Source organism: Pseudomonas sp. A014, from assembly GCF_052378495.1.
Lineage (GTDB): Bacteria > Pseudomonadota > Gammaproteobacteria > Pseudomonadales > Pseudomonadaceae > Aquipseudomonas > Aquipseudomonas machongensis.
On sequence record NZ_CP199001.1, the window covers coordinates 656,710 to 678,474 of the forward strand.

22 protein-coding genes are annotated in these 21,765 nt (G+C 63.8%); 9 read left to right on the forward strand and 13 right to left on the reverse strand.

Annotated features, from left to right (window positions below):
* The first annotated feature begins 7 nt into the window (after positions 1–7).
* The 7 genes from mltB (at position 8) to ACTYOL_RS03155 (ending at position 6,473) form a co-directional block, all read left to right on the forward strand.
* The gene (gene mltB, locus ACTYOL_RS03125) at positions 8–1,018 is read left to right on the forward strand and encodes a lytic murein transglycosylase B (protein ID WP_197892051.1); all 1,011 of its coding nucleotides are present in this window, start codon (positions 8–10) and stop codon (positions 1,016–1,018) included.
* Positions 1,018–2,019: a septal ring lytic transglycosylase RlpA family protein gene (locus ACTYOL_RS03130; protein ID WP_065861514.1), complete on the forward strand. Its 1,002-nt coding sequence runs from the start codon at positions 1,018–1,020 to the stop codon at positions 2,017–2,019. The genes mltB and ACTYOL_RS03130 overlap by 1 nt, the downstream gene beginning before the upstream one ends.
* A 201-nt stretch (positions 2,020–2,220) precedes the next feature.
* Positions 2,221–3,381, forward strand: coding sequence for a D-alanyl-D-alanine carboxypeptidase family protein (locus ACTYOL_RS03135; RefSeq protein ID WP_444757525.1), 1,161 nt, complete (start codon positions 2,221–2,223; stop codon positions 3,379–3,381).
* Positions 3,382–3,456: 75 nt separating this feature from the next.
* Positions 3,457–3,732, forward strand: a complete 276-nt coding sequence (locus ACTYOL_RS03140) for a DUF493 domain-containing protein (RefSeq protein WP_054892813.1) — start codon at positions 3,457–3,459, stop codon at positions 3,730–3,732.
* Positions 3,732–4,379, forward strand: a complete 648-nt coding sequence (gene lipB, locus ACTYOL_RS03145; RefSeq protein WP_197892053.1) for a lipoyl(octanoyl) transferase LipB — start codon at positions 3,732–3,734, stop codon at positions 4,377–4,379. Before ACTYOL_RS03140 ends, lipB begins: the two co-directional genes overlap by 1 nt.
* A gap of 2 nt (positions 4,380–4,381) precedes the next feature.
* On the forward strand, positions 4,382–5,398 hold the full coding sequence (lipA, locus tag ACTYOL_RS03150) for a lipoyl synthase (protein ID WP_063542599.1): 1,017 nt from the start codon (positions 4,382–4,384) through the stop codon (positions 5,396–5,398).
* Positions 5,399–5,534: 136 nt separating this feature from the next.
* The gene (locus ACTYOL_RS03155) at positions 5,535–6,473 is read left to right on the forward strand and encodes a S66 peptidase family protein (protein WP_200603689.1); all 939 of its coding nucleotides are present in this window, start codon (positions 5,535–5,537) and stop codon (positions 6,471–6,473) included.
* Between the two features lie 35 nt (positions 6,474–6,508).
* Here the strand turns inward: ACTYOL_RS03155 and ACTYOL_RS03160 are convergent, their stop codons facing one another.
* The 5 genes from ACTYOL_RS03160 to leuS all read right to left on the reverse strand — a co-directional run bounded on the left by ACTYOL_RS03160 (position 6,509) and on the right by leuS (position 12,590).
* The gene (locus ACTYOL_RS03160) at positions 6,509–7,822 is read right to left on the reverse strand and encodes a lytic murein transglycosylase (protein WP_444757526.1); all 1,314 of its coding nucleotides are present in this window, start codon (positions 7,820–7,822) and stop codon (positions 6,509–6,511) included.
* A 54-nt stretch (positions 7,823–7,876) separates the two neighbouring features.
* Entirely contained in the window at positions 7,877–8,041 is a 165-nt protein-coding gene (gene arfA, locus ACTYOL_RS03165; protein WP_039580593.1) for an alternative ribosome rescue factor ArfA, read from the reverse strand.
* A 202-nt stretch (positions 8,042–8,243) separates the two neighbouring features.
* Positions 8,244–9,281 carry a DNA polymerase III subunit delta gene (gene holA, locus ACTYOL_RS03170; protein WP_112897242.1) on the reverse strand — a complete coding sequence of 346 codons (1,038 nt, stop codon included), beginning with the start codon at positions 9,279–9,281 and terminating at the stop codon, positions 8,244–8,246.
* Between the two features lie 36 nt (positions 9,282–9,317).
* A complete protein-coding gene (locus ACTYOL_RS03175; protein ID WP_054892819.1) occupies positions 9,318–9,923 on the reverse strand; it encodes an LPS-assembly lipoprotein LptE in 606 nt (201 codons plus the stop codon).
* A gap of 60 nt (positions 9,924–9,983) precedes the next feature.
* Positions 9,984–12,590, reverse strand: a complete 2,607-nt coding sequence (gene leuS, locus ACTYOL_RS03180) for a leucine--tRNA ligase (RefSeq protein ID WP_444757527.1) — start codon at positions 12,588–12,590, stop codon at positions 9,984–9,986.
* A gap of 238 nt (positions 12,591–12,828) precedes the next feature.
* Here leuS and ACTYOL_RS03185 point away from each other — a divergent pair, with 238 nt between their 5' ends.
* Entirely contained in the window at positions 12,829–13,143 is a 315-nt protein-coding gene (locus ACTYOL_RS03185) for a hypothetical protein (RefSeq protein ID WP_054892821.1), read from the forward strand.
* A 130-nt stretch (positions 13,144–13,273) separates the two neighbouring features.
* Positions 13,274–14,035: a YdcF family protein gene (locus ACTYOL_RS03190; RefSeq protein WP_197892061.1), complete on the forward strand. Its 762-nt coding sequence runs from the start codon at positions 13,274–13,276 to the stop codon at positions 14,033–14,035.
* A 110-nt stretch (positions 14,036–14,145) separates the two neighbouring features.
* On the opposite strand, the gene lnt is transcribed toward ACTYOL_RS03190, so the two are convergent.
* The 8 genes from lnt to ACTYOL_RS03230 all read right to left on the reverse strand — a co-directional run bounded on the left by lnt (position 14,146) and on the right by ACTYOL_RS03230 (position 21,657).
* Entirely contained in the window at positions 14,146–15,663 is a 1,518-nt protein-coding gene (gene lnt, locus ACTYOL_RS03195) for an apolipoprotein N-acyltransferase (protein WP_444757528.1), read from the reverse strand.
* Between the two features lie 8 nt (positions 15,664–15,671).
* The gene (locus tag ACTYOL_RS03200; RefSeq protein WP_054892824.1) at positions 15,672–16,511 is read right to left on the reverse strand and encodes an HlyC/CorC family transporter; all 840 of its coding nucleotides are present in this window, start codon (positions 16,509–16,511) and stop codon (positions 15,672–15,674) included.
* Between the two features lie 29 nt (positions 16,512–16,540).
* A complete protein-coding gene (ybeY, locus tag ACTYOL_RS03205) occupies positions 16,541–17,014 on the reverse strand; it encodes an rRNA maturation RNase YbeY (protein WP_444757529.1) in 474 nt (157 codons plus the stop codon).
* Positions 17,007–18,005 (reverse strand): PhoH family protein, encoded by a 999-nt coding sequence (locus ACTYOL_RS03210; protein ID WP_444757530.1) that lies wholly within the window; start codon positions 18,003–18,005, stop codon positions 17,007–17,009. The genes ybeY and ACTYOL_RS03210 overlap by 8 nt, the downstream gene beginning before the upstream one ends.
* 131 nt (positions 18,006–18,136) lie before the next feature.
* On the reverse strand, positions 18,137–18,688 hold the full coding sequence (locus ACTYOL_RS03215) for a tetratricopeptide repeat protein (protein ID WP_153774462.1): 552 nt from the start codon (positions 18,686–18,688) through the stop codon (positions 18,137–18,139).
* A 232-nt stretch (positions 18,689–18,920) separates the two neighbouring features.
* Entirely contained in the window at positions 18,921–20,204 is a 1,284-nt protein-coding gene (gene hemL, locus ACTYOL_RS03220) for a glutamate-1-semialdehyde 2,1-aminomutase (RefSeq protein ID WP_444757531.1), read from the reverse strand.
* Between the two features lie 17 nt (positions 20,205–20,221).
* Positions 20,222–20,845: a thiamine phosphate synthase gene (gene thiE / locus ACTYOL_RS03225; protein ID WP_197892065.1), complete on the reverse strand. Its 624-nt coding sequence runs from the start codon at positions 20,843–20,845 to the stop codon at positions 20,222–20,224.
* 14 nt (positions 20,846–20,859) lie between these two features.
* The gene (locus ACTYOL_RS03230) at positions 20,860–21,657 is read right to left on the reverse strand and encodes a hydroxymethylpyrimidine/phosphomethylpyrimidine kinase (protein WP_444757532.1); all 798 of its coding nucleotides are present in this window, start codon (positions 21,655–21,657) and stop codon (positions 20,860–20,862) included.
* Positions 21,658–21,765: the final 108 nt, after the last annotated feature.

Below are 21,765 nucleotides of genomic sequence, written 5' to 3' on the forward strand. Positions count from 1 at the left end.
GAATTTCATGCAAGCAGTGCGTGGCTGGGCTGCCCGTTGTATGCCGTGGATCGGCGCGATGGGGCTGCTCGGCGCTGTCCAGCAGGCCAATGCCGGCGACTATGACGGCTCGCCCAAGGTGGCCGAATTCGTTGGCGAAATGACCCGCGACTACGGCTTTGCCGGCGAGCAACTGATGGGTGTATTCCGCGAGGTGCAGCGCAAGCAGGCGATCCTCGACGCGATCTCGCGTCCGGCCGAGCGGGTCAAGCCCTGGAAGGACTACCGCCCGATGTTCATCACCGATGCGCGCATCGCTCGCGGTGTCGACTTCTGGCGCCAGCACGAAGTCGTGCTGGCCCGCGCCGAGCAGGAATACGGCGTGCCGGCCCAGTACATCGTCGCGATCATTGGCGTGGAAACCTTCTTTGGCCGCAATACCGGCAACTACCGGGTCATCGATGCCTTGTCGACGCTGGGCTTCGACTACCCGCCGCGAGCCGAATTCTTCCGCAAGGAGCTGCGAGAGTTCCTCTTGCTGGCGCGTGAGGAGCAACTCGACCCGCTCACGCTCAAGGGGTCCTATGCTGGCGCCATGGGCCTGCCGCAGTTCATGCCGAGCAGTTTTCGCAATTACGCCGTGGATTTCGACGGCGACGGCCACATCAATATCTGGAACAACCCGGATGATGCCATCGGTAGTGTGGCCAGCTATTTCAAGCGCCACGGCTGGGTTGCCGGGCAGCCCGTGGTCAGCCGGGCCCAGGTCAGCGGTGCGCGTGTCGACGAGGGCCTGACCGCTGGCATCGAGCCTGTGAAGACGGTCGGGGAGTTGCGAGCGCTGGGCTGGTCGAGTCATGATGCGCTGCGCGATGATCTGCCGGTCACGGCGTTCCGGCTCGAAGGCGACAACGGCCCCGAATACTGGATGGGCCTGAAGAACTTCTACGCGATCACGCGTTACAACCGCAGCGTGATGTATGCCATGGCGGTGCATCAGCTCTCGCAACAGCTGGTCCAGGCACGGGGCGTCAAGTAATGCGCGAATTGTTCAAAGCCAATACCTTCAAGTTGCTGACTTGCGCCGCCATCGGCGTATTGCTGGTCAGCTGTTCTTCCAGCCGTCCGACCTCGCAGGGGGGCGGCAACACCGTTCGCTCGCAGCCGGGCCTGGACATCAACCGTGCCCACAAGGACGGTGCACCCTGGTGGGACGTGGACGTCAACAAGATTCCCGACGCTACCCCGACCGTGCACACCGGCAACTACAAGGCCAACCCGTACACCGTGCTGGGCAAAACCTATTACCCGATGCAGGACTCGCGCAACTACCGCGCCGAGGGCACGGCGTCGTGGTACGGCACCAAGTTCCACGGGCAGAACACCGCCAACGGTGAGCTTTACGACCTCTACGGCATGAGCGCGGCGCACAAGACCCTGCCGCTGCCGGCCTATGTGCGGGTGACCAACCTGGCCAACGGCCGCAGCGTGATCCTGCGGGTCAACGACCGCGGGCCATTCTATTCGGATCGCATCATTGACTTGTCGTACGCCGCGGCGAAGAAGCTCGGTTACGCCGAAATCGGCACCGCCCATGTGCGCGTCGAAGGCATCGACCCGCAGCAGTGGTGGGCGCAGAAGGGCCAGCAGCCGCCATTGATGCTCAAGGAGCCGCAGGTCGCCCAGGCGCAGCCGATCCCCGCCAGCACCGGGCGTGTCGAACAATGGACCCCGCCGCCGCAGCAGCACGCTGCTCCCGTGGTGCCGGTGCAGGTGGCCGGCAACAACGTACCGGGCAACAGCGGCGGCAGCTTCCTTCAGGTCGGCGCCTTCGCCAACCCGGACGCCGCCGAGCTGTTGCGTTCGAAGTTGAGCACCATGGTCAGTGCGCCGGTGTTCATCAGTTCCATCGTGCGCAACCAGCAAACGCTGCACCGGGTACGTTTGGGGCCGATCAGCAGCCAGGGTGAAATCCAGCAGGCGCAGGACAGCATTCGCCTGGCGAACCTGGGGCAGGCCAAGCTGGTCACAGCAGACTGAAAGCGCAGTACCTTCCGGCGCGGGTTTGCCCGTGAGCAAGACGATGCCGACCTGTCGGTTTGTTCATGAATTGCCAGGTCCGGCCATGTACAATGGCGGTTTTGCCCCTTGGGGCATGGGCTGTCCGCCAGCCCCGAAGCAGACTGAAACGCCGTGGTCTCCCCACGGAACATCAGACCATTAGCGATTTACGAGAGACGGATGAACATCACCAACCTTGCCAAACGACTTTGCCTGCCCGTACTGCTGCTGATCGTGCCCGCTGCCTTTGCAGCCGAGCAGATGATGCCAGCACCTCCGCAGTTGGCAGCCAAGTCCTATGTACTCATGGATGCGTCCAGCGGCAACGTGCTGGTCGAGAACAACGGTGACGAGCGCCTGCCGCCAGCCAGCCTGACCAAGCTGATGACCGCCTACATCGCCACCCTCGACATCCGTCGTGGCCAGATCGGCGAGAACGACCCGGTGACCGTCAGCGAGAACGCCTGGCGTACCGGCGGTTCGCGCATGTTCATCAAGGTCGGCAGCCAGGTGACCGTCAGCGATCTGCTGCACGGCATCATCATCCAGTCGGGCAACGATGCCTCGGTAGCCCTTTCCGAGCACATCGCCGGCAGTGAAGACGCCTTCGCCGACATGATGAACAAGACTGCCGCCGACCTGGGCATGTCCAATTCGCACTTCATGAACCCGACCGGCCTGCCGAACCCTGAGCACTATTCCTCGGCCCACGACATGGCCCTGCTGGCGCGTGCGATCATCAACGAAGATCCCGCGCACTACGCGATCTACTCGCAGAAAGAGTTCTACTGGAACAACATCAAGCAGCCTAACCGCAACCTGCTGCTGTGGCGCGACAAGACCGTCGACGGTCTGAAGACCGGTCACACCGAGGAAGCCGGCTACTGCATGGTGGCCTCGGCCGTTCGCGATGGCCAGCGTCTGATCGCGGTGGTGTTCGGCACCAACAGCGAGCAGGCCCGTGCCGCCGAAACGCAGAAGCTGCTGACCTACGGTTTCCGCTTCTTCGAAACCCAGACCTTCTACCAGAAGGGTACCGAGCTGACTCAGGCGCCGGTCTGGAAGGGCGCCACCGCTCAAGTCAAGGCGGGTCTGGCCAACGACCTGACCATGACCATGCCTAAAGGCCAATTGAAACGCCTCCAGGCTTCGATGACCATGAACCCGCAGCTGACCGCTCCGATCGCCAGAGGTGACGTGATCGGTAAAGTGGAAGTCAAACTGGACGAGAAAGTGGTGCACAGCGCCGACCTGATCGCCCTGGATGGCGTCGAGGAAGGTGGTTTCTTCCGCCGTATGTGGGATAGCATCCGCCTGTTCTTCTACGGTTTGTTCAACTGATACGTGACCGGCCATGCCCCCGCGCAACCGCTCGGGGGCATTGTTGTTGCCACGCCTTACGAGGGCGTACGCGCCATGAGCGAAGCTGACGTCAAGTCGCACAAAATCGAATTCCCCTGCGCCGATTACCCGATCAAGGTCATCGGCGATACCGTTGTCGGCTTCAAGGACATGGTCATCGAGGTCCTGAGCAAGCACGCCAAGGTCGACCTGTCCACCCTGGCCGAGCGCCAGAGCAAGGAAGGCAAATACACTACGGTACAGCTGCACATCGTCGCCGAGAGCGAGAACCAGCTGCACGACATCAACAGTGCCCTGCGTGCCACCGGCATCGTGAAAATGGTACTGTGATGCCCGCGTCCCTCGGTTTTCGCGATCTTGGCCTGCAGCCCTATGAACCGGTGCTGGAAGCCATGCGTCGCTTTACCGAGCAGCGCGGCCCGGACAGCCCGGACGAAGTCTGGCTGGTCGAGCATCCCGCGGTCTTCACCCAGGGCCAGGCCGGCAAGGCCGAGCATCTGCTGATACCGGGCGATATCCCGGTGGTGCAGACCGACCGCGGCGGTCAGGTCACCTACCACGGCCCCGGCCAGTTGGTCGCCTACCTGCTGCTGGACGTGCGTCGCCTGGGTTTTGGCGTGCGCGAGCTGGTCAGCCGCATCGAGCGTACGCTCATCGAACTGCTCGCCAGCTACGGCGTGCAGGCGCTGGCCAAGCCCGACGCCCCTGGCGTCTATGTCGATGGCGCGAAGATCGCGTCACTTGGCCTTCGAATCCGCAACGGCCGCTCGTTCCACGGCCTTGCCCTGAACGTGGACATGGACCTTGCGCCATTCCGCCGAATCAACCCCTGCGGGTATGCGGGGCTGGCCATGACCCAGCTGCGCGACCTGGCAGGCCCGATCGAACTTGACGAGGTCAGGACAAGGCTGCGTGGACAGCTGGTCAGGCACCTCGACTATGCTGAGCAGACGACCCTCACGGGCGGAATCGACTGATTATGACAACTGTGCAAGAAGCCGTGCCGAACCTGATCGCGACGCAAGACGTCACCCCACGCCCTGCCCCCAAGAAAGTGGAAGCCGGGGTCAAGCTGCGTGGCGCCGATAAGGTCGCGCGCATCCCGGTGAAAATCATCCCCACCGACGAACTGCCGAAGAAACCCGACTGGATCCGCGTGCGCATCCCGGTTTCGCCGGAAGTCGACCGCATCAAGCAACTGCTGCGCAAGCACAAGCTGCACAGCGTCTGCGAAGAGGCATCCTGCCCTAACCTGGGCGAGTGCTTCTCCGGTGGTACCGCGACCTTCATGATCATGGGTGATATCTGCACCCGTCGCTGCCCGTTCTGCGACGTTGGCCATGGTCGTCCGAAGCCGCTGGACCTCGATGAGCCGAAGAACCTGGCGGTCGCCATTGCCGATTTGCGCCTGAAGTACGTGGTGATCACCTCGGTAGACCGCGACGACCTGCGTGATGGTGGTGCCCAGCACTTTGCCGATTGCATCCGCGAAATCCGCGCCCTGTCCCCAGGCGTGCAGTTGGAAACCCTGGTACCGGACTACCGCGGGCGTATGGACGTAGCGCTGGAAATCACCGCGCAAACGCCGCCTGATGTGTTCAACCACAACCTCGAGACCGTGCCGCGTCTGTACAAGGCCGCGCGTCCTGGGTCGGACTACGACTGGTCGCTGGACTTGCTGCAGAAGTTCAAGCAACTGGTGCCGCACGTCCCCACCAAGTCGGGCCTGATGCTCGGCCTGGGCGAGACCGACGAGGAGGTCATCGAGGTGATGCACCGCATGCGCGAGCATGACATCGACATGCTGACCCTCGGCCAGTACCTGCAGCCGTCGCGCAGCCACTTGCCGGTGCAGCGTTTCGTGCACCCCGACACCTTCGCCTGGTTCGCCGAGGAAGGCTACAAGATGGGCTTCAAGAACGTGGCCTCCGGCCCGCTGGTGCGCTCGTCCTACCACGCCGACCAGCAGGCTCACGAAGCCAAGATCAAGCTCTGATCGGGGCTGAGCTGAACATGCCGATGCACGCCGGAAGGCGGCATCGGCATTTTTGTTTTCCGGGGCAGCGCTGCCTATGTGCGTCCTTCATTACCCCCGTTAGAGTGGCCAGCCCTCATATGCAAGGAATCGCACGATGAACTGTCTTGAAACCCCGGTCTTCAGCCTGCCCAGGGCATTGCCCGGCAACGCCTGCTTCGCAATTGTCGCGCCAGCGGGGCCTGCACGGCTGGATGTGGGCAAGGCGCGTCAATGGTTCGAGCAGCGCGGCTTGCGTTGCCGCATCTACCCGGGCGCGCTACAGGCCGACGGCTACCTGGCAGGCAGTGACGAGCAACGCGTGCGTGACCTGCACGACGCCTTCGCTGACCCTCGGATCGACGCGATCCTGTGCATGCGAGGTGGCTATGGCAGCATGCGGCTGCTTGATCGGCTGGATTTCGAGCTGATTCGTCGCCACCCCAAACCCTTGATCGGCTACAGCGACATCACCGCCCTGCACACGGCAATCCAGCGCCATGCCGGGTTGCTCACCTTCCATGGCGGGATGCTCAATGCCGACCTGCTCGGTGCCAAGCTCGAGCCGACCGTCAGTTCGTTGTTCCAGCAATTGCAGGGGCAGCTCGGGCGAGGCGATGTCATCGAGCATCCGGCGGCGTTTGGCCTGACGACCGTGGTCCGTGGTGTCGCCAGCGGGCGGTTGGTGGGTGGCAACCTGTCGATGCTTGGGGCGACTCAAGGCACCTTGGCGCAGATCGATACCCATGGCAGCATCCTGTTCATCGAGGACGTCAACGAGCCCCTGTACCGGGTGGACCGCCTGCTGACCCAGTTGCGTCTGGCTGGCACACTGGAGGGGGTCAAGGGTGTGCTGGTGGGAGACTTTGCGGGGATCACGGTGACGGCGTTGGCGCCATTGCTCAGAGACGTATTCGGGCCGCTTGAGGTGCCGGTACTGGCAGGATGGCGCAGTGGACACTGTGATCCGAATGTCTGCCTGCCGCTGGGGGCGCAGGTGCGGCTGGACAGTGATGCACAGAAGCTTGTGCTGGAGCAGGCGTTGTTCACAGCCTGAAGCTATAGGGGCTGCACAAGCAGCCCCACTACTCTCTAGGGCCGCAGGCTATCGAGCAGCTTGTGCGTCGGATACCCATCAGCCGGCCAGCCTTGGGCCTGCTGAGCATTGCGAATGGCTTTGCGGGTGTTGGCACCGATGATGCCATCGGCGTTACCGGCTTCGTGCCCGCTGGCATTGAGCAGGTTCTGCAGCTCCATGCGCTCGCTGCGGCTCAGTGGCAGGTCGTCCTTCGGCCACGAACCGGCAATGAAACCCCAGCCCGAGAAGCGATCACCCAGCAGGCTTACCGCCAGCGCGTAGGACGAGGAATTGTTGTACTTCAGGATTGCGCGGAAGTTGTCCAGTACCAGGAATGCCGGTCCGCGTGCGCCTGCTGGAAGCAATAGCGCTGCCGAGAGCTGGTTGCTGCCGCTGGGCAGTTGGGTACCGGTCGGCAGTGTCACACCCAGGCTCAACCATTCGCTGACCGACTTGCGTTGGGCGCCGTCTGCCAGCCAGTAATCGAAGTCTGCCGGCACCTGAACCTCGAAACCCCAAGGCTGGCCACGCTTCCAGCCCGAGCTTTGCAGGTAGTGCGCGGTGGAGGCCAGGGCGTCTGCCGTGCTGTTCCAGATGTCGCGGCGGCCATCGCCGTCGAAGTCCACCGCGTGGGTGTTGTAGGTGGTAGGGATGAACTGGGTCTGTCCCATTGCACCGGCCCAGGAGCCGCGCATGGCCTCGGGCTGGATATCGCCGTTCTGCAGAATCTGCATGGCTGCGATCAATTGGTCCTGGGCGAAGGTCGGGCGGCGGCCCTCATAGGCCAGGGTGGCCAGCGAGCGAATCACCGACTTGTTGCCCTGGAACTGTCCGAAATTGCTCTCCATGCCCCATACGGCAACCAGTACCTGGCGGTCGACGCCATAACGTTGCTCGATACGGCCGAGTAGCTCGGCGTGCTGTTCCAGCAGTTTCTTGCCGTTGCGCACGCGCAGGGGCGACAACGCACCGTCGAGATATTCCCAGACCGGGCGGGAGAACTCAGGCTGGCTGCGATCGGCCTTGATCACGTCCATGTCGGGCGTCACGCCAACGAATGCACGGTCGAAGGTGCTTGGGCTGATACCAGCTTGCAGCGCTTGTTGGCGGAAGCCTGCCTGCCATTGGGCGAAGGTCTGCAACGGTTGGATTTCGCTGCTTGCGTCAGTAGCGGTGCCGGGCAGGGTAACGTTCGGAGCGGGCTGGGCAGGGGCCAGCGGCAGGGCGTCGGCAGCGGTGGGTTTTTCCGCGCAGGCGACGAGCAGGATGAAGCTGGAGGCCGCGATCAGCTGGCGGGTGCGCCAGCGCTGGGAAAGACTGAAGGACATGCACAGATCCAGTTTTGCAGTTCAGGTGCCGACCATATCATGCCTGCGCCTTTTTCAGGCGGCCAGAAAGCAAGAAGCCTCCCAATCTCTCGATTGGAAGGCTTCGCGGCGGTAGCTGCCCTTGCCCTTTTCCGGTCGTTCCTGGCGGCAGCGGAACAGGGGTTGGGCGATGATCGACTTGGCCTTGTTGGGGCCGTGTTTTTTCGGCTTCTTGCTCATGGCGGGTTCCCAGGTTGGATGAACTTGGGGGCGGACTTTATGGCCTAGGCGAACGGGGAGCCAATTGATTGTGTGTATTGACGTTGAGTGACGACCTGTGACACCCCTGTGGGAGCAGGCTCGCCCGCGAACACCGGCGCAGCCGGTGCCACTCACCGCGTTGCCTGGTTCGTGGGCAAGCCCGCTCCTACAGTAGTCCCAATTATTCCGAAGGCAGTGCCAGACGCTGCCCGGCCATCAACAGCGACAGCCGCGACAGCCCGGTCCACGGCGAACCCTCGGCCTGGCCTTTGATCTGTGCGTCGATGCGTTGGGCATCCTGCAGCAGTTGCGCCCAACGTTGCGCTGACAGGCGCTGCAGTGCTTTGCTGACCAGAGGACGGCGTTTGTCCCACACTGGCGGGCGCGCCTGGCTGAAGGCCTTGTCCAGCGGTACACCCTGGCTGAACTGCTGGGCCAGCCCCGCCAGCAGGCGCAGCTCGCGGGCCAGCGCCCACAGAATGACCGGCGGCTCGACCCCCTCGCCACGCAGCCCTTCGAGCATGCGCAGGGCATGTCCGGCCTCGCCGTTGAGGATGGCATCGACCAGGCCGAAGACATCGAAGCGGGCGCTGTCGGCGACGGCGGCCTGGACGGTCTCGACGGTGATCTGGTTGCCCTCGGCGAGCAGCTTGAGTTTCTCGATCTCCTGGGCGGCCGCCAGCAGGTTGCCCTCGACCCGTGCGGCGATCAGGTCGACGGCATCGCGCTGTGCCGACAGCCCGGCCTGGGACAGGCGCTGGTTGATCCATTGCGGCAATTGCTGGGCGTCCACCGGCCAGATCTGGATGAACTGGCAGTGTTCGCCTTCGATGATGGCCTTGCCCCACTTGGTCTTCTGCGCGCTACCGTCGAGCTTGGGCAGGCTGACCAGCAGCAGCGTGTCTTCGGCAGGGTTGGCGCAATACTCCATGAGCGCGGCAGCGCCCTTGTCGCCGGGTTTGCCCGACGGCAGGCGTAACTCCAGCAGACGACGTTGGGCGAACAACGACAGGCTGGCACCGGCCAGCAGCAGGCTGCCCCAGTCGAAATTGGCATCGGCGCTGAACACCTGGCGTTCATCGAAGCCCTGCTGGCGCGCGGCGGCGCGAATGGCGTCGGCGGCTTCCTGACACAGCAGCGGATCGTCGCCACTGACCACATAGACCGGGGCCAGTGTGCCTTGCAGGTGCTTGTTGAGTTGGGCGGGAGAAAGCTTCATGGGATGGGCGGGGCACCAGCGGTGCCCCGTTCAGGCTCAATGGGCCGGGACTTCCAGCGGCGATTGCTGGGGCGTGTTGTCCTGGATGCGCTGGGCCTCTTTCAGGGCTTCGGCTTCGGCGCGGGCACGCTCGTCAGCCTTGCGCTGAAGGTGCGCCAGGTGCTCCGGGGTAAGCTGCTGCAGGCGGACCATCATGCCCTGCACCAGGTCGCGACGCATTTCCTGGCGAACCTGAGTGGCTTCCTGGGTGGAGCCGGTGATGTTGTTGCCGTCGTAGACATAGATCTTGCGTACTTCCAGCTTGTCTGCGAGCAGTACTGCATCGTTCTGACCCTGAACCTCGTAGTTCAGCACGGTGGTCAGCTCGTATTCAGCAGAGCGGCTACCGCCGGAGTAGGTCGCCGCGCGCTGGCTGTCCTGCTCGTTGGTCAGTACCAGTTTGTAGGGCGCGCCGGCCTGGACCTTGACGCCACTGTTCTGCAGGGTCTGGCGCAGTTGGGTGACGGTCTCGCCGTAGGCGTTACGTGCACCGAGGTCCAGCTCCTTGAGGGCAATTTCGTTGGTGCCGGTACCGCGCAGCTGGAAACCGCAGGCGCTGAGCACGGCGGCCAGGCCTATTACCAGCAGATTGCGTTTGATCATGTTGTTGCTCCCTTGTGGGCCTGTTCCGCCCGCCCCGCGTCTAAGGGGCGGGCGTTGCCATCAGTTGGCGACGATGTTGACCAGTTTGCCCGGTACCACGATGACCTTGCGGATGGTCAGGCCATCGAGGAAGCGCAGGACATTGTCGTTGTTACGGGCGGCGGCTTCGATTTCCTCGCGGCTGGCGGCAGCGGGCATTTCGACCTGGCCACGCAGCTTGCCGTTGACCTGGACCACCAGGGTGATGGTGTCCTGTACCAGCGCGCTTTCGTCGACCGCCGGCCAGCCAGCATCGATCACCGCCTGGGTGTGGCCCAGTTCCTTCCACAGTGCGTGAGAGAGGTGCGGGGTGATCGGCGCCAGCAACAGGGTGACGGCCTCCAGGCCTTCCTGCAGCAGGGCGCGATCCTGTTCGCTGGCTTGCGGGGCCTTTTCCAGGATGTTCATCAGGGTCATCACCTGGGCGATGGCAGTGTTGAACTTGTGGAACTGACCCACGTCGGTGCTGGCTTGCTTGATTGCTGCGTGGATGCCGCGGCGGATGACCTTCTGTGCGTCGTCCAGGGCGGCGATGTCCAGCTTGCCTGGCAGGCCCTGGGCAACATGGCCGTGAGCCAGGCGCCAGACGCGGCGCAGGAAGCGGCTCGCGCCTTCGACACCGGAGTCGGACCACTCCAGGCTCATGTCGGGCGGCGAGGCGAACATCATGAACAGACGGCAGGTGTCGGCGCCGTAGGCGTCGATCATGGCCTGCGGGTCGACGCCGTTGTTCTTCGACTTCGACATCTTCTCGGTGCCGCCGATTTCCACCGGCAGGCCGTCGGTCTTCAGGCGTGCGCCGATGATCTTGGCCTTGGCATCGCGCTCGACCTCGACGTCGGCCGGGTTGAACCAGTCACGGCCGCCGTTGCTGGCGACGCGGTAGTAGGTTTCGGCGACGACCATGCCTTGGGTCAGCAGGTTCTTGAACGGCTCGTTCGAGGTGACCAGGCCTTCGTCGCGCATCAGCTTGTGGAAGAAGCGTGCGTAAAGCAGGTGCAGGATGGCGTGTTCGATACCGCCGATGTATTGGTCGACCGGCAGCCAGTGGTTGGCCGCTTTCGGGTCGACCAGGCCACCCTCGTAGTTGGGCGAGGCGTAGCGGGCGAAGTACCAGGACGATTCGACGAAGGTGTCCATGGTGTCGGTTTCGCGCTTGGCCGCGGTGCCGCATTTCGGGCAGGTGCACTCATAGAACTCGGGCATGCGCGCCAGTGGCGAGCCAGCGCCGTCCGGCACCACGTTCTCTGGCAGCACGACCGGGAGCTGGTCTTCCGGCACCGGCACGTCGCCGCAGGACGGGCAGTGGATGATCGGGATCGGGCAGCCCCAGTAGCGCTGGCGGCTGATGCCCCAGTCGCGCAGGCGGAACTGGGTGCGCGACTTGCCGAGGTCCTTGCGGATCAGCGCGGCTTCGATGGCGTCGAAGGCGCCGGAGAAGTCCAGGCCGTCGAACTCGCCGGAGTTGATCAGTTGGCCGTGCTCGCCATAGGCGGCCAGCCATTCGCTGCCGACTTCGTCGCCAGCGCTGGTGCGCACCACGGCCTTGACCGGCAGGTTGTACTTTTGAGCGAACTCGAAGTCGCGCTCGTCATGGGCCGGAACAGCCATCACCGCGCCATCGCCGTAGTGCATCAGCACGTAGTTGGCGACCCAGACCGGCAGCTTCTCGCCGGTGAGCGGGTGCTCGACCAGCAGCGAGGTGGCCATGCCTTTCTTCTCTTGCGTGGCCATGTCGGCCTCGGCCACGCTGCCGCTCTTGCATTCGTCGATGAATGCTTGCAGCGCCGGGTTGCCCTGGGCGGCCTGGGTGGCCAGCGGGTGCTCGGCGGCGACGGCGACGTAGGTGGCGCCCATCAGAGTGTCGGGGCGCGTGGTGAAGACCTTCAGCGCGCCCTCGTGACCGATGCTCGCCTGGTCGTAGGGGAATTGCACTTCCATGCCACGCGACTTGCCGATCCAGTTGCGCTGCATGGTCTTGACCTGCTCGGGCCAGCCCGGCAGCTCGTCGAGGCTTTCCAGCAGCTCGTCGGCGTAGTCGGTGATGCGGAAGTAGTACATCGGGATTTCGCGCTTCTCGATCAGCGCGCCAGAACGCCAGCCGCGGCCATCGATGACCTGCTCGTTGGCCAGCACGGTCTGGTCGGCCGGGTCCCAGTTCACGGTCCCGTTCTTGCGATAGATCACGCCTTTTTCGAACAGGCGGGTGAACAGCCACTGCTCCCAGCGGTAGTAGTCCGGCTTGCAGGTGGTGACTTCACGCGACCAGTCGAAGGCCAGACCCAGGCTCTTGAGCTGGGTCTTCATGTATTCGATGTTTTCGTAGGTCCACTTGGCCGGGGCGACGTTGTTCTTCATCGCCGCGTTTTCCGCCGGCATGCCGAAGGCATCCCAGCCCATCGGCTGCAGGACATTCTTGCCCAGCATGCGCTGGTAGCGGGCAATGACGTCGCCGATGGTGTAGTTGCGCACGTGGCCCATGTGTAGCTTGCCGCTCGGGTACGGGAACATCGATAGGCAATAGTAAGTATCCTTGCCTTGCTGTTCGGTGACAGCGAACGATTGTTGCTCGTCCCAGAAGTTCTGGGCGGCGGCTTCTAAATCACGGGGCTGGTATTGTTCGTGCATGGCTACTTTTGCTGAGAGTGAAGAGACCTTGTTTCCAGGCAGCGCAACCTCGCTGCGTCCGGCACTCCGGTGTCGATGAGAGTGAACGGCCTAGCATACATGAGCGTCGCGCGTCGTGGGAAACCCAGAATGCGATTGACGCCGCGCGGGCCGTTTGTCGCAGCGGGCTGCTGCTTTTTTCAGTGCCGCTAAGCTCATCTATGGGGGGAGATATTCTTACCTTCAATGAGGTGAACGGATGGGAGAGTCGCAGCTAACCGCAATCAAACCGGAGCTATACGAACGCCTGATCGACCGACTGGGCCTGGCACTCGAAGTGGCCAGAACCTCGGTGCGACTGCGCGACGAAATGCCAGCAGAATTGGAGCTGCGCGGCCTGAGCCCCGCGGAGTTCCAGGTGATCAAGGCTTATCTGGACACGCTTCCGGAGAGCCGTTTCGCCAGTGCCGGCGCCTACCCTCAGCCGGAGTCGGGCAAGGGCAAGATCGTCTGGCTCAAGGACCGGCAGCGCCCCGCTGCAATGGACAGATCCAGAACGCAACCTTCCCGATAGCCGTTCAGGACACCAGGCCCGCGTCGTTTCGTGACGCTTCTTCGATACACCACTCTGATCGACGCCGGTCGCGCACTTGTTGCCCGGCGTCGATCCTCTTAGGCTGCACCTCTTCTATTGAGGTGCGCGCATGCCGATTCGTTTTTTCGTCAAGCAGTGGCTTATGCCGCCGGGCTTGCTGTTTCTGTTGCTGCTGGCGGCCTGGTGGCTGCGCAAGCGCCGCCCGCGCCTGGCCGGGTTGTGCTTTTTCATCGGGCTGGGGGGCTTGTGGCTGATGAGCCTGCCGTTGGTGGTACAGGAGTCGGCACGGGCGTTGGAAACCGAGGCGCCCCTGGCACTGGATGAGTGGGCCGGGTTGGCTGCGCGTGCCGATGCCATCGTGATCCTGGGCGCAGGTCGGGAGCGTGGCGATCCGGCCTGGGGCGGACAGGACCAGCCCGCTGGCACGGCGTTGGAGCGCATGCGATATGCGGCGCAGTTGGCCAAGGCTTCGGGCTTGCCGGTGCTGACCACCGGCGGCCTGCACTACGGCACGCCGCCGAGCGAGGCGCAACTGATGGCCGATCGGCTCAAGGCTGACTTCGGGGTGGATGTGGCCTGGAAGGAAGAGGCCAGCCGCACGACCTGGGAAAACGCTCGTTTCAGCGCCGATGTTCTGCAGCCGTTGGGCCTGCGCCGTGTGGTGGTGGTGACCCAGGCCTGGCACATGCAACGCTCACGCTGGAGCTTCGAGCAGGTGGGGTTCGAAGTGGTGCCCGCGCCAGTGGGGTTCCTGGGGGGCGATCATGCACGACCGTTTGCCGGGCTGCTGCCGGAAAGCCGGGCGATCTGGCAGAGCGGGCAGTTGCTCAACGAGGCGGTAGGGCTGCTGGGATATCGATTGTTCTATTGATGTGGCAAACGCTGTGCTGGTCTCTTCAAGGGGAGCGCGCGCCCACAGGCACTGGGTCCTTAAGACCTTGCAGTGCCTGTGGGAGCGGGCTTGCCCGTGAAAAAAGCCCGTTAGAGGGCTCTGGCGATCCTGGCTGCCAGCAGCGCCCAGCCCATCAGCAGCACGCAGACGATTGCCAATGGCCACGAGCGCCACTGCAGGTAAGGCGTGAGGTGCTGCATCGGCACCACATCACCATACAGAATCGCCTTCTGGAACTGCGGAATCTGGGTGGTGATCCTGCCGAACGGGTCGATCAGGGCCGTTACACCATTGTTGGTGGCGCGGATCATCCAGCGGCCAGCCTCGAGTGCGCGCATCTGTGCCATCTGCAAGTGCTGTAACGGGCCGATCGAGGTGCCGAACCAGGTGTCGTTGCTGATGGTCAGCAGCAGATCGCTCTGCGCTGCCAGCTCTGCGGCGAATTCCGGGTAGACCACTTCGTAGCAGATGTACGGCGCTATCTGATAGCCCTTGGCCTGCAGCAGAGGCTGGTCTTCCGGCCCGCGGGCGAAGTCGGACATCGGCAGGTTGAAGAACTCGATCAGCCCGCGCAGCACGTCCTGCAGCGGTACGTACTCGCCAAATGGCACCAGCTTCTGCTTGAGGTAGGTGCCGTCGCCTTCGCCGGTCACGGTGATGCCGTTGTAGTAGCGGCGCTGGTGGTGCACCACTTCGCGGATCGGCACCCCGGTGATCAGCGCCGAATGACGGCCAGAGGCGAAGCTGCCCATCATGTCGATGTAGCCCTGGGCCTGGTCCTTGAGCACCGGTACTGCGGTCTCGGGCCAGATCAACAGGTCGACCGGCTTGGAGCTCAGGCTCATGTCGCGGTACAGCGCCAGTTGGGCGTTGACGTGGGCCGGGTCCCATTTCAGGTCCTGCTCGACGTTACCCTGCACCGCAGCCACTTTCAGTGGCTCGCCGGCCGGTCGGGTCCAGGCGTGGTCCTTGAGTGCCAGGCCGATGCCCCACGGGGCGACCAGCAGCAGTGCGCCCACCGCGAGGAAGGCCGGGCGTGCCCGCAAACGGTGCAGGTTGCACAGCAGTGCGGCAGACAGCGCCAGGGCGAAGGAAATCAGCCAGACGCCCCCCAGTGGCGCAAGCCCCGCCAGCGGACCGTCAAGCTGGCTGTAGCCGGCGTAGAGCCAGGGGAAACCAGTCAGGAACCAGCCGCGGAACGCCTCCTGCAACAGCCACAGGGCGGCGAAGCACAGGGCGTCAGCCAGTGGTGCCTCGTTGCGCCGCAGCCAGCGCGCCCAGAGCCAGGCGGGCAGGGCGAAGAACCAGGCGATGGCGGCGAAGAATGCCACCAGCAGCAGGATCGCCAGCAAGGGCGACGCCCCGCCGTAAGTATTGATGCTGACGTAGATCCAGCTGGTGCCAGCACCATACAGGCCGAACCCATAGCACCAGCCGCGACCCAAAGCCTGGCGCGGGCTGAGCTCGCGCAGGCCGAGGTAGAACAGCATGATCGCCAGCAAGGCGATCGGCCAGATGTCGAAGGGCGCCAGGGCCAGGGAGGTGGAAGCGCCGGCCACCATGGCCAGCAGGTTACCGGGCCAGCCGGGGCGGGTGATCCAGCGCATGTTCGTCCTTAGCGGGTGATCGGGGTCAGGCGCAGCAAGTGTATCCGGCGGCTGTCGGCATTGAGGATGCGGAAGCGATAGGCGCCGATTTCGGTGGTCTCGTTGCGCTTTGGCAGGTGACCAAAGGCGCTCATGACCAGGCCGCCGACAGTGTCGAACTCATCGTCGGAGAACTCGCTGTCGAAGAACTCGTTGAAGTTCTCGATCGGCGTGAGCGCTTTTACCAGGAAGTCGCCACTGGGCAGTGGCTTGATGTAGCTGTCTTCCTCGACGTCGTGCTCGTCCTCGATGTCGCCGACGATCTGCTCGAGCACGTCCTCGATGGTTACCAGGCCCGCGACGCCGCCGTATTCGTCGATGACGATGGCCATGTGATTGTGGTTGGCGCGGAACTCGCGCAGCAGCACGTTCAGGCGCTTGGACTCCGGCACGAAGGTGGCCGGGCGCAGCAGGTCCTTGATGTTGAAGCTGTCGCCGTTCTCCTTGAGGATCAGCGGCAGCAGGTCCTTGGCCAGCAGGATCCCGAGCACATCGTCATGGCTTTCACCGATCACCGGGTAGCGCGAGTGCGCGGCGTCGATCACCGCCGGCAGGAATTCGCGTGGGGACTGGCTGGCCTTGATGCTGATCATCTGCGAGCGCGGGACCATGATGTCGCGTACCTGCAGGTCAGCGACCTGGATGGCACCTTCGACGATGGTCAACGCTTCGCTGTCGAGCAGCTTGTTCTGATGGGCTTCGCGCAGCAGCTCGAGGAGCTCCTGGCGGTTTTTCGGCTCATGGGCAAAAGCCTGGGTCAGTTTACCCAGCCAGGACTTCTGCCCGTTGCTCGATCGATCTTCGCTCATGGCGGTTTACTCGTGTTCCTTTGCAGTGATCAAGGGGTGATTGAATCGGTGTCGTCATCGGCGTACGGGTCAGGATGACCCAGTTCGGCCAGCAATTCGCGTTCCAGGGCTTCCATTTCCTCGGCCTCATCGTCGTCGATGTGGTCGTAGCCGAGCAGGTGCAGGCAGCCGTGAATGACCAGGTGCGCCCAGTGTGCCTCCAGCGCCTTGCCTTGTTCGCTGGCTTCGCGCTCGACCACCGGCACGCAGATGACCAGGTCGCCCAGCAGCGGAATATCCAGCAGTTCGTCGGGCACGTCAGCAGGGAAGGACAATACGTTGGTCGCGTAGTCCTTGTGCCGGTAGGTGTTGTTCAGTTCGCGGCCCTCGGCCTCGTCGACCAGGCGGATGGTCATTTCCGAGTCGGCGCTGCGCTGGCGTAACGCCAGCTCGCACCAGCGGCGGAATGCCGCGTCGTCCGGTGCGGGGGAATCGGTAGCCCGTTGCAGATCGAGTTCAAGCATCTTTGGCGGGCGCCTCGGGCTTGGCCTGACGGGCTTCGAAGCGATCGTAGGCTTCGACGATGCGCTGCACCAGCGGGTGGCGTACCACGTCCTTGGGCTGGAAATGGGTGAAACTGATGCCCGGGACGTCCCTGAGCACTTCGATCACGTGGGCCAGCCCCGACTTGGTGCCACGCGGCAGGTCGACCTGAGTGATGTCGCCGGTGATCACAGCAGTCGAGCCGAAGCCGATGCGGGTGAGGAACATCTTCATCTGCTCGAGGGTGGTGTTCTGGCTTTCGTCGAGGATGATGAAACTGTTGTTCAGCGTGCGGCCGCGCATGTAGGCCAGCGGGGCGATCTCGATCACCTGGCGCTCGATCAGCTTGGCCACGTGCTCGAAGCCGAGCATCTCGTAGAGGGCGTCGTACAGCGGGCGCAGGTAAGGGTCGATCTTCTGGGCCAGGTCGCCGGGCAGGAAGCCGAGCTTCTCGCCGGCTTCGACCGCCGGGCGTACCAGCAGGATGCGGCGCACCTGCTCGCGCTCCAGCGCATCGACGGCGCAGGCCACGGCCAGGTATGTCTTGCCGGTGCCGGCCGGGCCGATGCCGAAGTTGATGTCGTTGGCCAGGATTTCCTTGACGTAGCGCTGCTGGTTGGCCCCGCGCGGGCGGATGTTGCCCTTGCGCGTGCGCAGCGAGACGCTGACTTCGTTGACGACGGGATTGTCGATGTTCTCGACCGCCGACTCCTGGAGATAGAGGTGGACCGTTTCCGGCGACAGGTCGGTGGCCTTGGTCTCGCGATAGAGACGGCGCAGCAGCTGTTCGGCGGCGGAGGTGGTCTTGGGCTCGCCGATCAGTTCGAACTGATTGCCGCGGTTGCGAATCTCGATGGCCAGGCGTTGTTCGATCAGGCGCAGGTGCTCGTCGAACTGGCCACACAAGTTGGCGAAACGGTGGGCCTCGAAGGGTTCGAGGGTGAAGCGATGGGGTTGTATGGGTGCGTTCAAGGTCGGTTCAAGGCGCTCGACGAGGGATATGAACTCAAGAATAACCCTTGAGCGACAGTGGCGAAAGATCTGAAACGATCAAGGGCAAGGCTGACAGTCTGCCAGCACCATTTGACGATTGGATGATCGGATCAGGGCAGCGGCGAGAACGGCGTGCGCCCTTCGGCGCTTTGCAGCTCCAGAAGGTACTTGCGGAAGATCTGTCCGAGCACTTGCGTGGCATGCTCGAGTTCGTCGCGGGGCATCTGCTCGGTGACTTCGTCGGCCATGTCCAGCGCGTCTTCGGCGCCGTTGACCGCAGCGATCTTCAGCAGGATATAGGCCTGGACGTTGTTGGCCTTGACCCCCTCGCCATGGAAGAACATGCCGCCCAGACGATACTGGGCCTGGGCGTGGCCCTGCAGCGAGGCTTTCTCGAACCAGTTCAGTGCCTTGTTCAGGTCCTTGGGGGCCTGGTTGCCGGTGTAGTAGAACTCGCCCAGTTCATACTGCGCCTGGGCATCGCCGGATTCCGCACTTTGCGCGCAGGCTTTCAGCGCATTCTCCAGGTCTTGCGGCTGGGCATTGAGAGTGCAGCGGCCCGTCGCTGGAATCAGCAACGAGTTACCGCCCTCTGCCAGGACCAGCAGGGGCTGAAGAAGCAACAGGCAGCCCAGGGTGAGGGCGCGGCCGGTGCGGTTCATGGGGATCGACTTACCTCTGCAAAGCTGCGGCCAATGTCTCTGGTGGCACATTATGGGATAAGCAGCGCCAACCTTACAAAGTTTTACTCGAAATTCTGCATCGAGGTGTATTTGTGCGACTTGTGATGGGGCTCACGTTTTGCTCTGAAGCAGCCTCATCGCGGGACAAATCCACCTCCACAGACGGTAGCAGTGGAGGTGGGCTTGTCCCGCGATGAGGCCATCAGGTTGGTCACTTCAGCTTGGCAAATGCCCGCTCGGCCGCATCCAGGGTGATCTGCAGCTCTTTCTCGCCATGGGCGATGGAGGTGAAGCCCGCTTCGAACGCACTCGGTGCCAGGTACACACTGCCCTCGAGCATCAGGTGGAAGAAGCGCTTGAAGCGCTCTGCGTCGCTGGCCATCACATCGTCGAAGGTGACGATGTCGTCGGCACCGGTGAAGTACAGGCCGAACATCGCACCTGCCTGGGTGGTGACGAACGGCACGCCGGCAGCATCGGCGCGTTGTTGCAGGCCGTCGAGCATGCGGCTGGTGAAGGCGCTCAGCTCGTCGTGGAAGCCCGGGCGGCTGATCAGCTTGAGGGTGGTCAGGCCGGCGGCCATCGCCAGCGGGTTGCCCGACAGGGTGCCTGCCTGGTAGACCGGGCCGAGCGGGGCGATGCAACCCATGATCTCGCGCTTGCCGCCGAAGCAGCCTACCGGCATGCCGCCACCGACGATCTTGCCGAAGGTCGACAGGTCCGGGGTAATGCCGTAGTGGCCCTGTGCGCCACCCAGCGATACGCGGAAACCGGTCATCACTTCATCGAAAATCAGCACCACACCGTGCTTGTCGCACAGCGCGCGCAGGCCTTCGAGGAAGCCTGGCGCCGGCGGTACACAGTTCATGTTGCCGGCTACCGGCTCGACGATGATGCAGGCCACTGTCTGGCCAACGTCGGCGAGGGTCTTCTCGACGGCTGCGATGTCGTTGAACGGCAGGGTCAGTGTGTGCTTGGCGAAGTCGGCCGGCACGCCCGCCGAGCTCGGCACGCCCTGGGTGAGCAGGCCGGAACCGGCTTTGACCAGCAGGCTGTCGGAGTGGCCGTGGTAGCAGCCTTCGAACTTGATGATCGCATCGCGACCGGTGTAGCCACGGGCCAGGCGAATGGCGCTCATGGTGGCTTCGGTGCCCGAGCTGACCATGCGCACCATCTCCATGGACGGCACGATCGAGCAGACCAGGTCGGCCATCTCGGTTTCCATGGCGGTCGGCGCACCGTACGACAGGCCGTGCTCCAGCTGACGGCGTACCGCGTCCAGTACGTCCGGGTGACCGTGGCCGAGGATCATCGGGCCCCAGGAACCGACGTAGTCGACGTAGCGCTTGTCGTCTTCATCGACCACATAGGCGCCTTCGGCATGTTTGAAGAACAGCGGGGTGCCGCCGACGCTCTTGAAGGCGCGCACCGGCGAGTTGACGCCGCCGGGAATGTGCTTCTGGGCTTGGGCGAACAGGGTTTCGGAACGGGACATGGGATCTTCTCTCGAAATCAGGAAGCGAACAGGGCGTTGAAGGCGCGGGCGCGGCGGGTGACTTCCTGCGCGCTGTCGGCACCGAACAGGCCGTGGATCACCGCCAGCAGGTCGGCGCCATGGGCGACCAGCGGGGCGGCGTTGTCGAGGGTGATACCACCGATCACTGCGATCGGCAGCTTGACCTGGGCGCGAGCCTGCTCGATCAGTTCGAGGCGGGCGGCCGGGGCGCCGGGCTTGGTCAGGGAATTGAAGAATCGGCCGAAGGCCACGTAGCTTGCCCCTTCGCTGGCGGCCTGTGCGGCCAGGTCGAGGCTGGCATGGCAGGTCGAGCCAATGATGGCGTTGCGCCCAAGCAAGGCACGGGCGGGTGTGAGCGGGCCGTCGGTCTGCCCCAGATGCACGCCGACGCCCAGGCGCGCGGCCAGCTCGGCGTCATCGTTGATGATCAGCTGGGTGCCGTAGCGTTCGCAGAGTCGCATCAGCGCTTCGGCCTCGCGCAGGCGTCGCGCCGCATCGTCACCCTTGTCGCGGTACTGCAGCAGGCAGACACCGCCTTCGAGCGCTGCCTCGACATGCGAAAGGAAACGGCCGGCGAGCAGTTGGCTGTCGGTGATCGCGTACAGGCCGCGTAGCTTCATGTGATGGCCTCGTATCAGGAGCAGAAGTCCAGGGGCAGGCGGCGGGGCACGTACTGGCCCTTGCCCAGTTGCTCGGCGTCGCGCAGCGTGCGCCAGGTGTAGTCCAGGGCGCTGCGCACCGCACTTTCGAGCTGCTCGCCCAACGCCAGGCGACCGGCCAGGGCGCTGGCCAGCGTGCAGCCTGAACCATGGTAGCTGCCGGGCAGGCGCTGGCAGGTCCAGGTGTGTTGCTGGCCGCTGCGGCTGTACAGACGGTTGTGAATTTCCACCTCGTCGCCATGGCCGCCAGTAATCAGAAAATGCTCGCAAAACGGCAGAAGTTTCTCTGCGCATTCGTCTGCGCTGCCGTTCGGCAGTTCGGCAAGGATGCGTGCCTCGGGCAGGTTGGGCGTGGCGATGGTGGCCCGCGGCAGCAGACGCTCGCGCAGGGCGTAGCCGACCTCGTCCTTGCCCAGGCGGCCGCCACCACCGGCACGCAGCACCGGATCGCAGACCAGCGGCAGGTGCGGATGCGCGGCGAGGAGTTCGGCGACGGTATCGACCATCTCGGTCGAGCCGAGCATGCCCAGCTTGACCGCTGCCACGCTGGAGTCGGCCAGCACGGCGTTGGCCTGGGCCAGCACCCACTCGCGGTCGAGCACGCGGAAGTCGGAAACGTTGACGGTATCCTGGACGGTCAGTGCGGTCACGGCAGGGGCGGCGTGACAGCCTTGGGCGATCAGGGCTTCGATATCTGCCTGCAGGCCTGCACCGCCACTGGGGTCGTGGCCGGAGAGACAGAGGACAACGGGGCGGGAGCTGTAGGTATTCATGGTCGGCGAGCTTACCATCAAACCCCTTTGCGCGAATCGGCGAGTGCGGCAATTTAGTTGACCATTTGGTCAACTTGAATCTGTGGTAATGCCTGAAATTACCGTTCT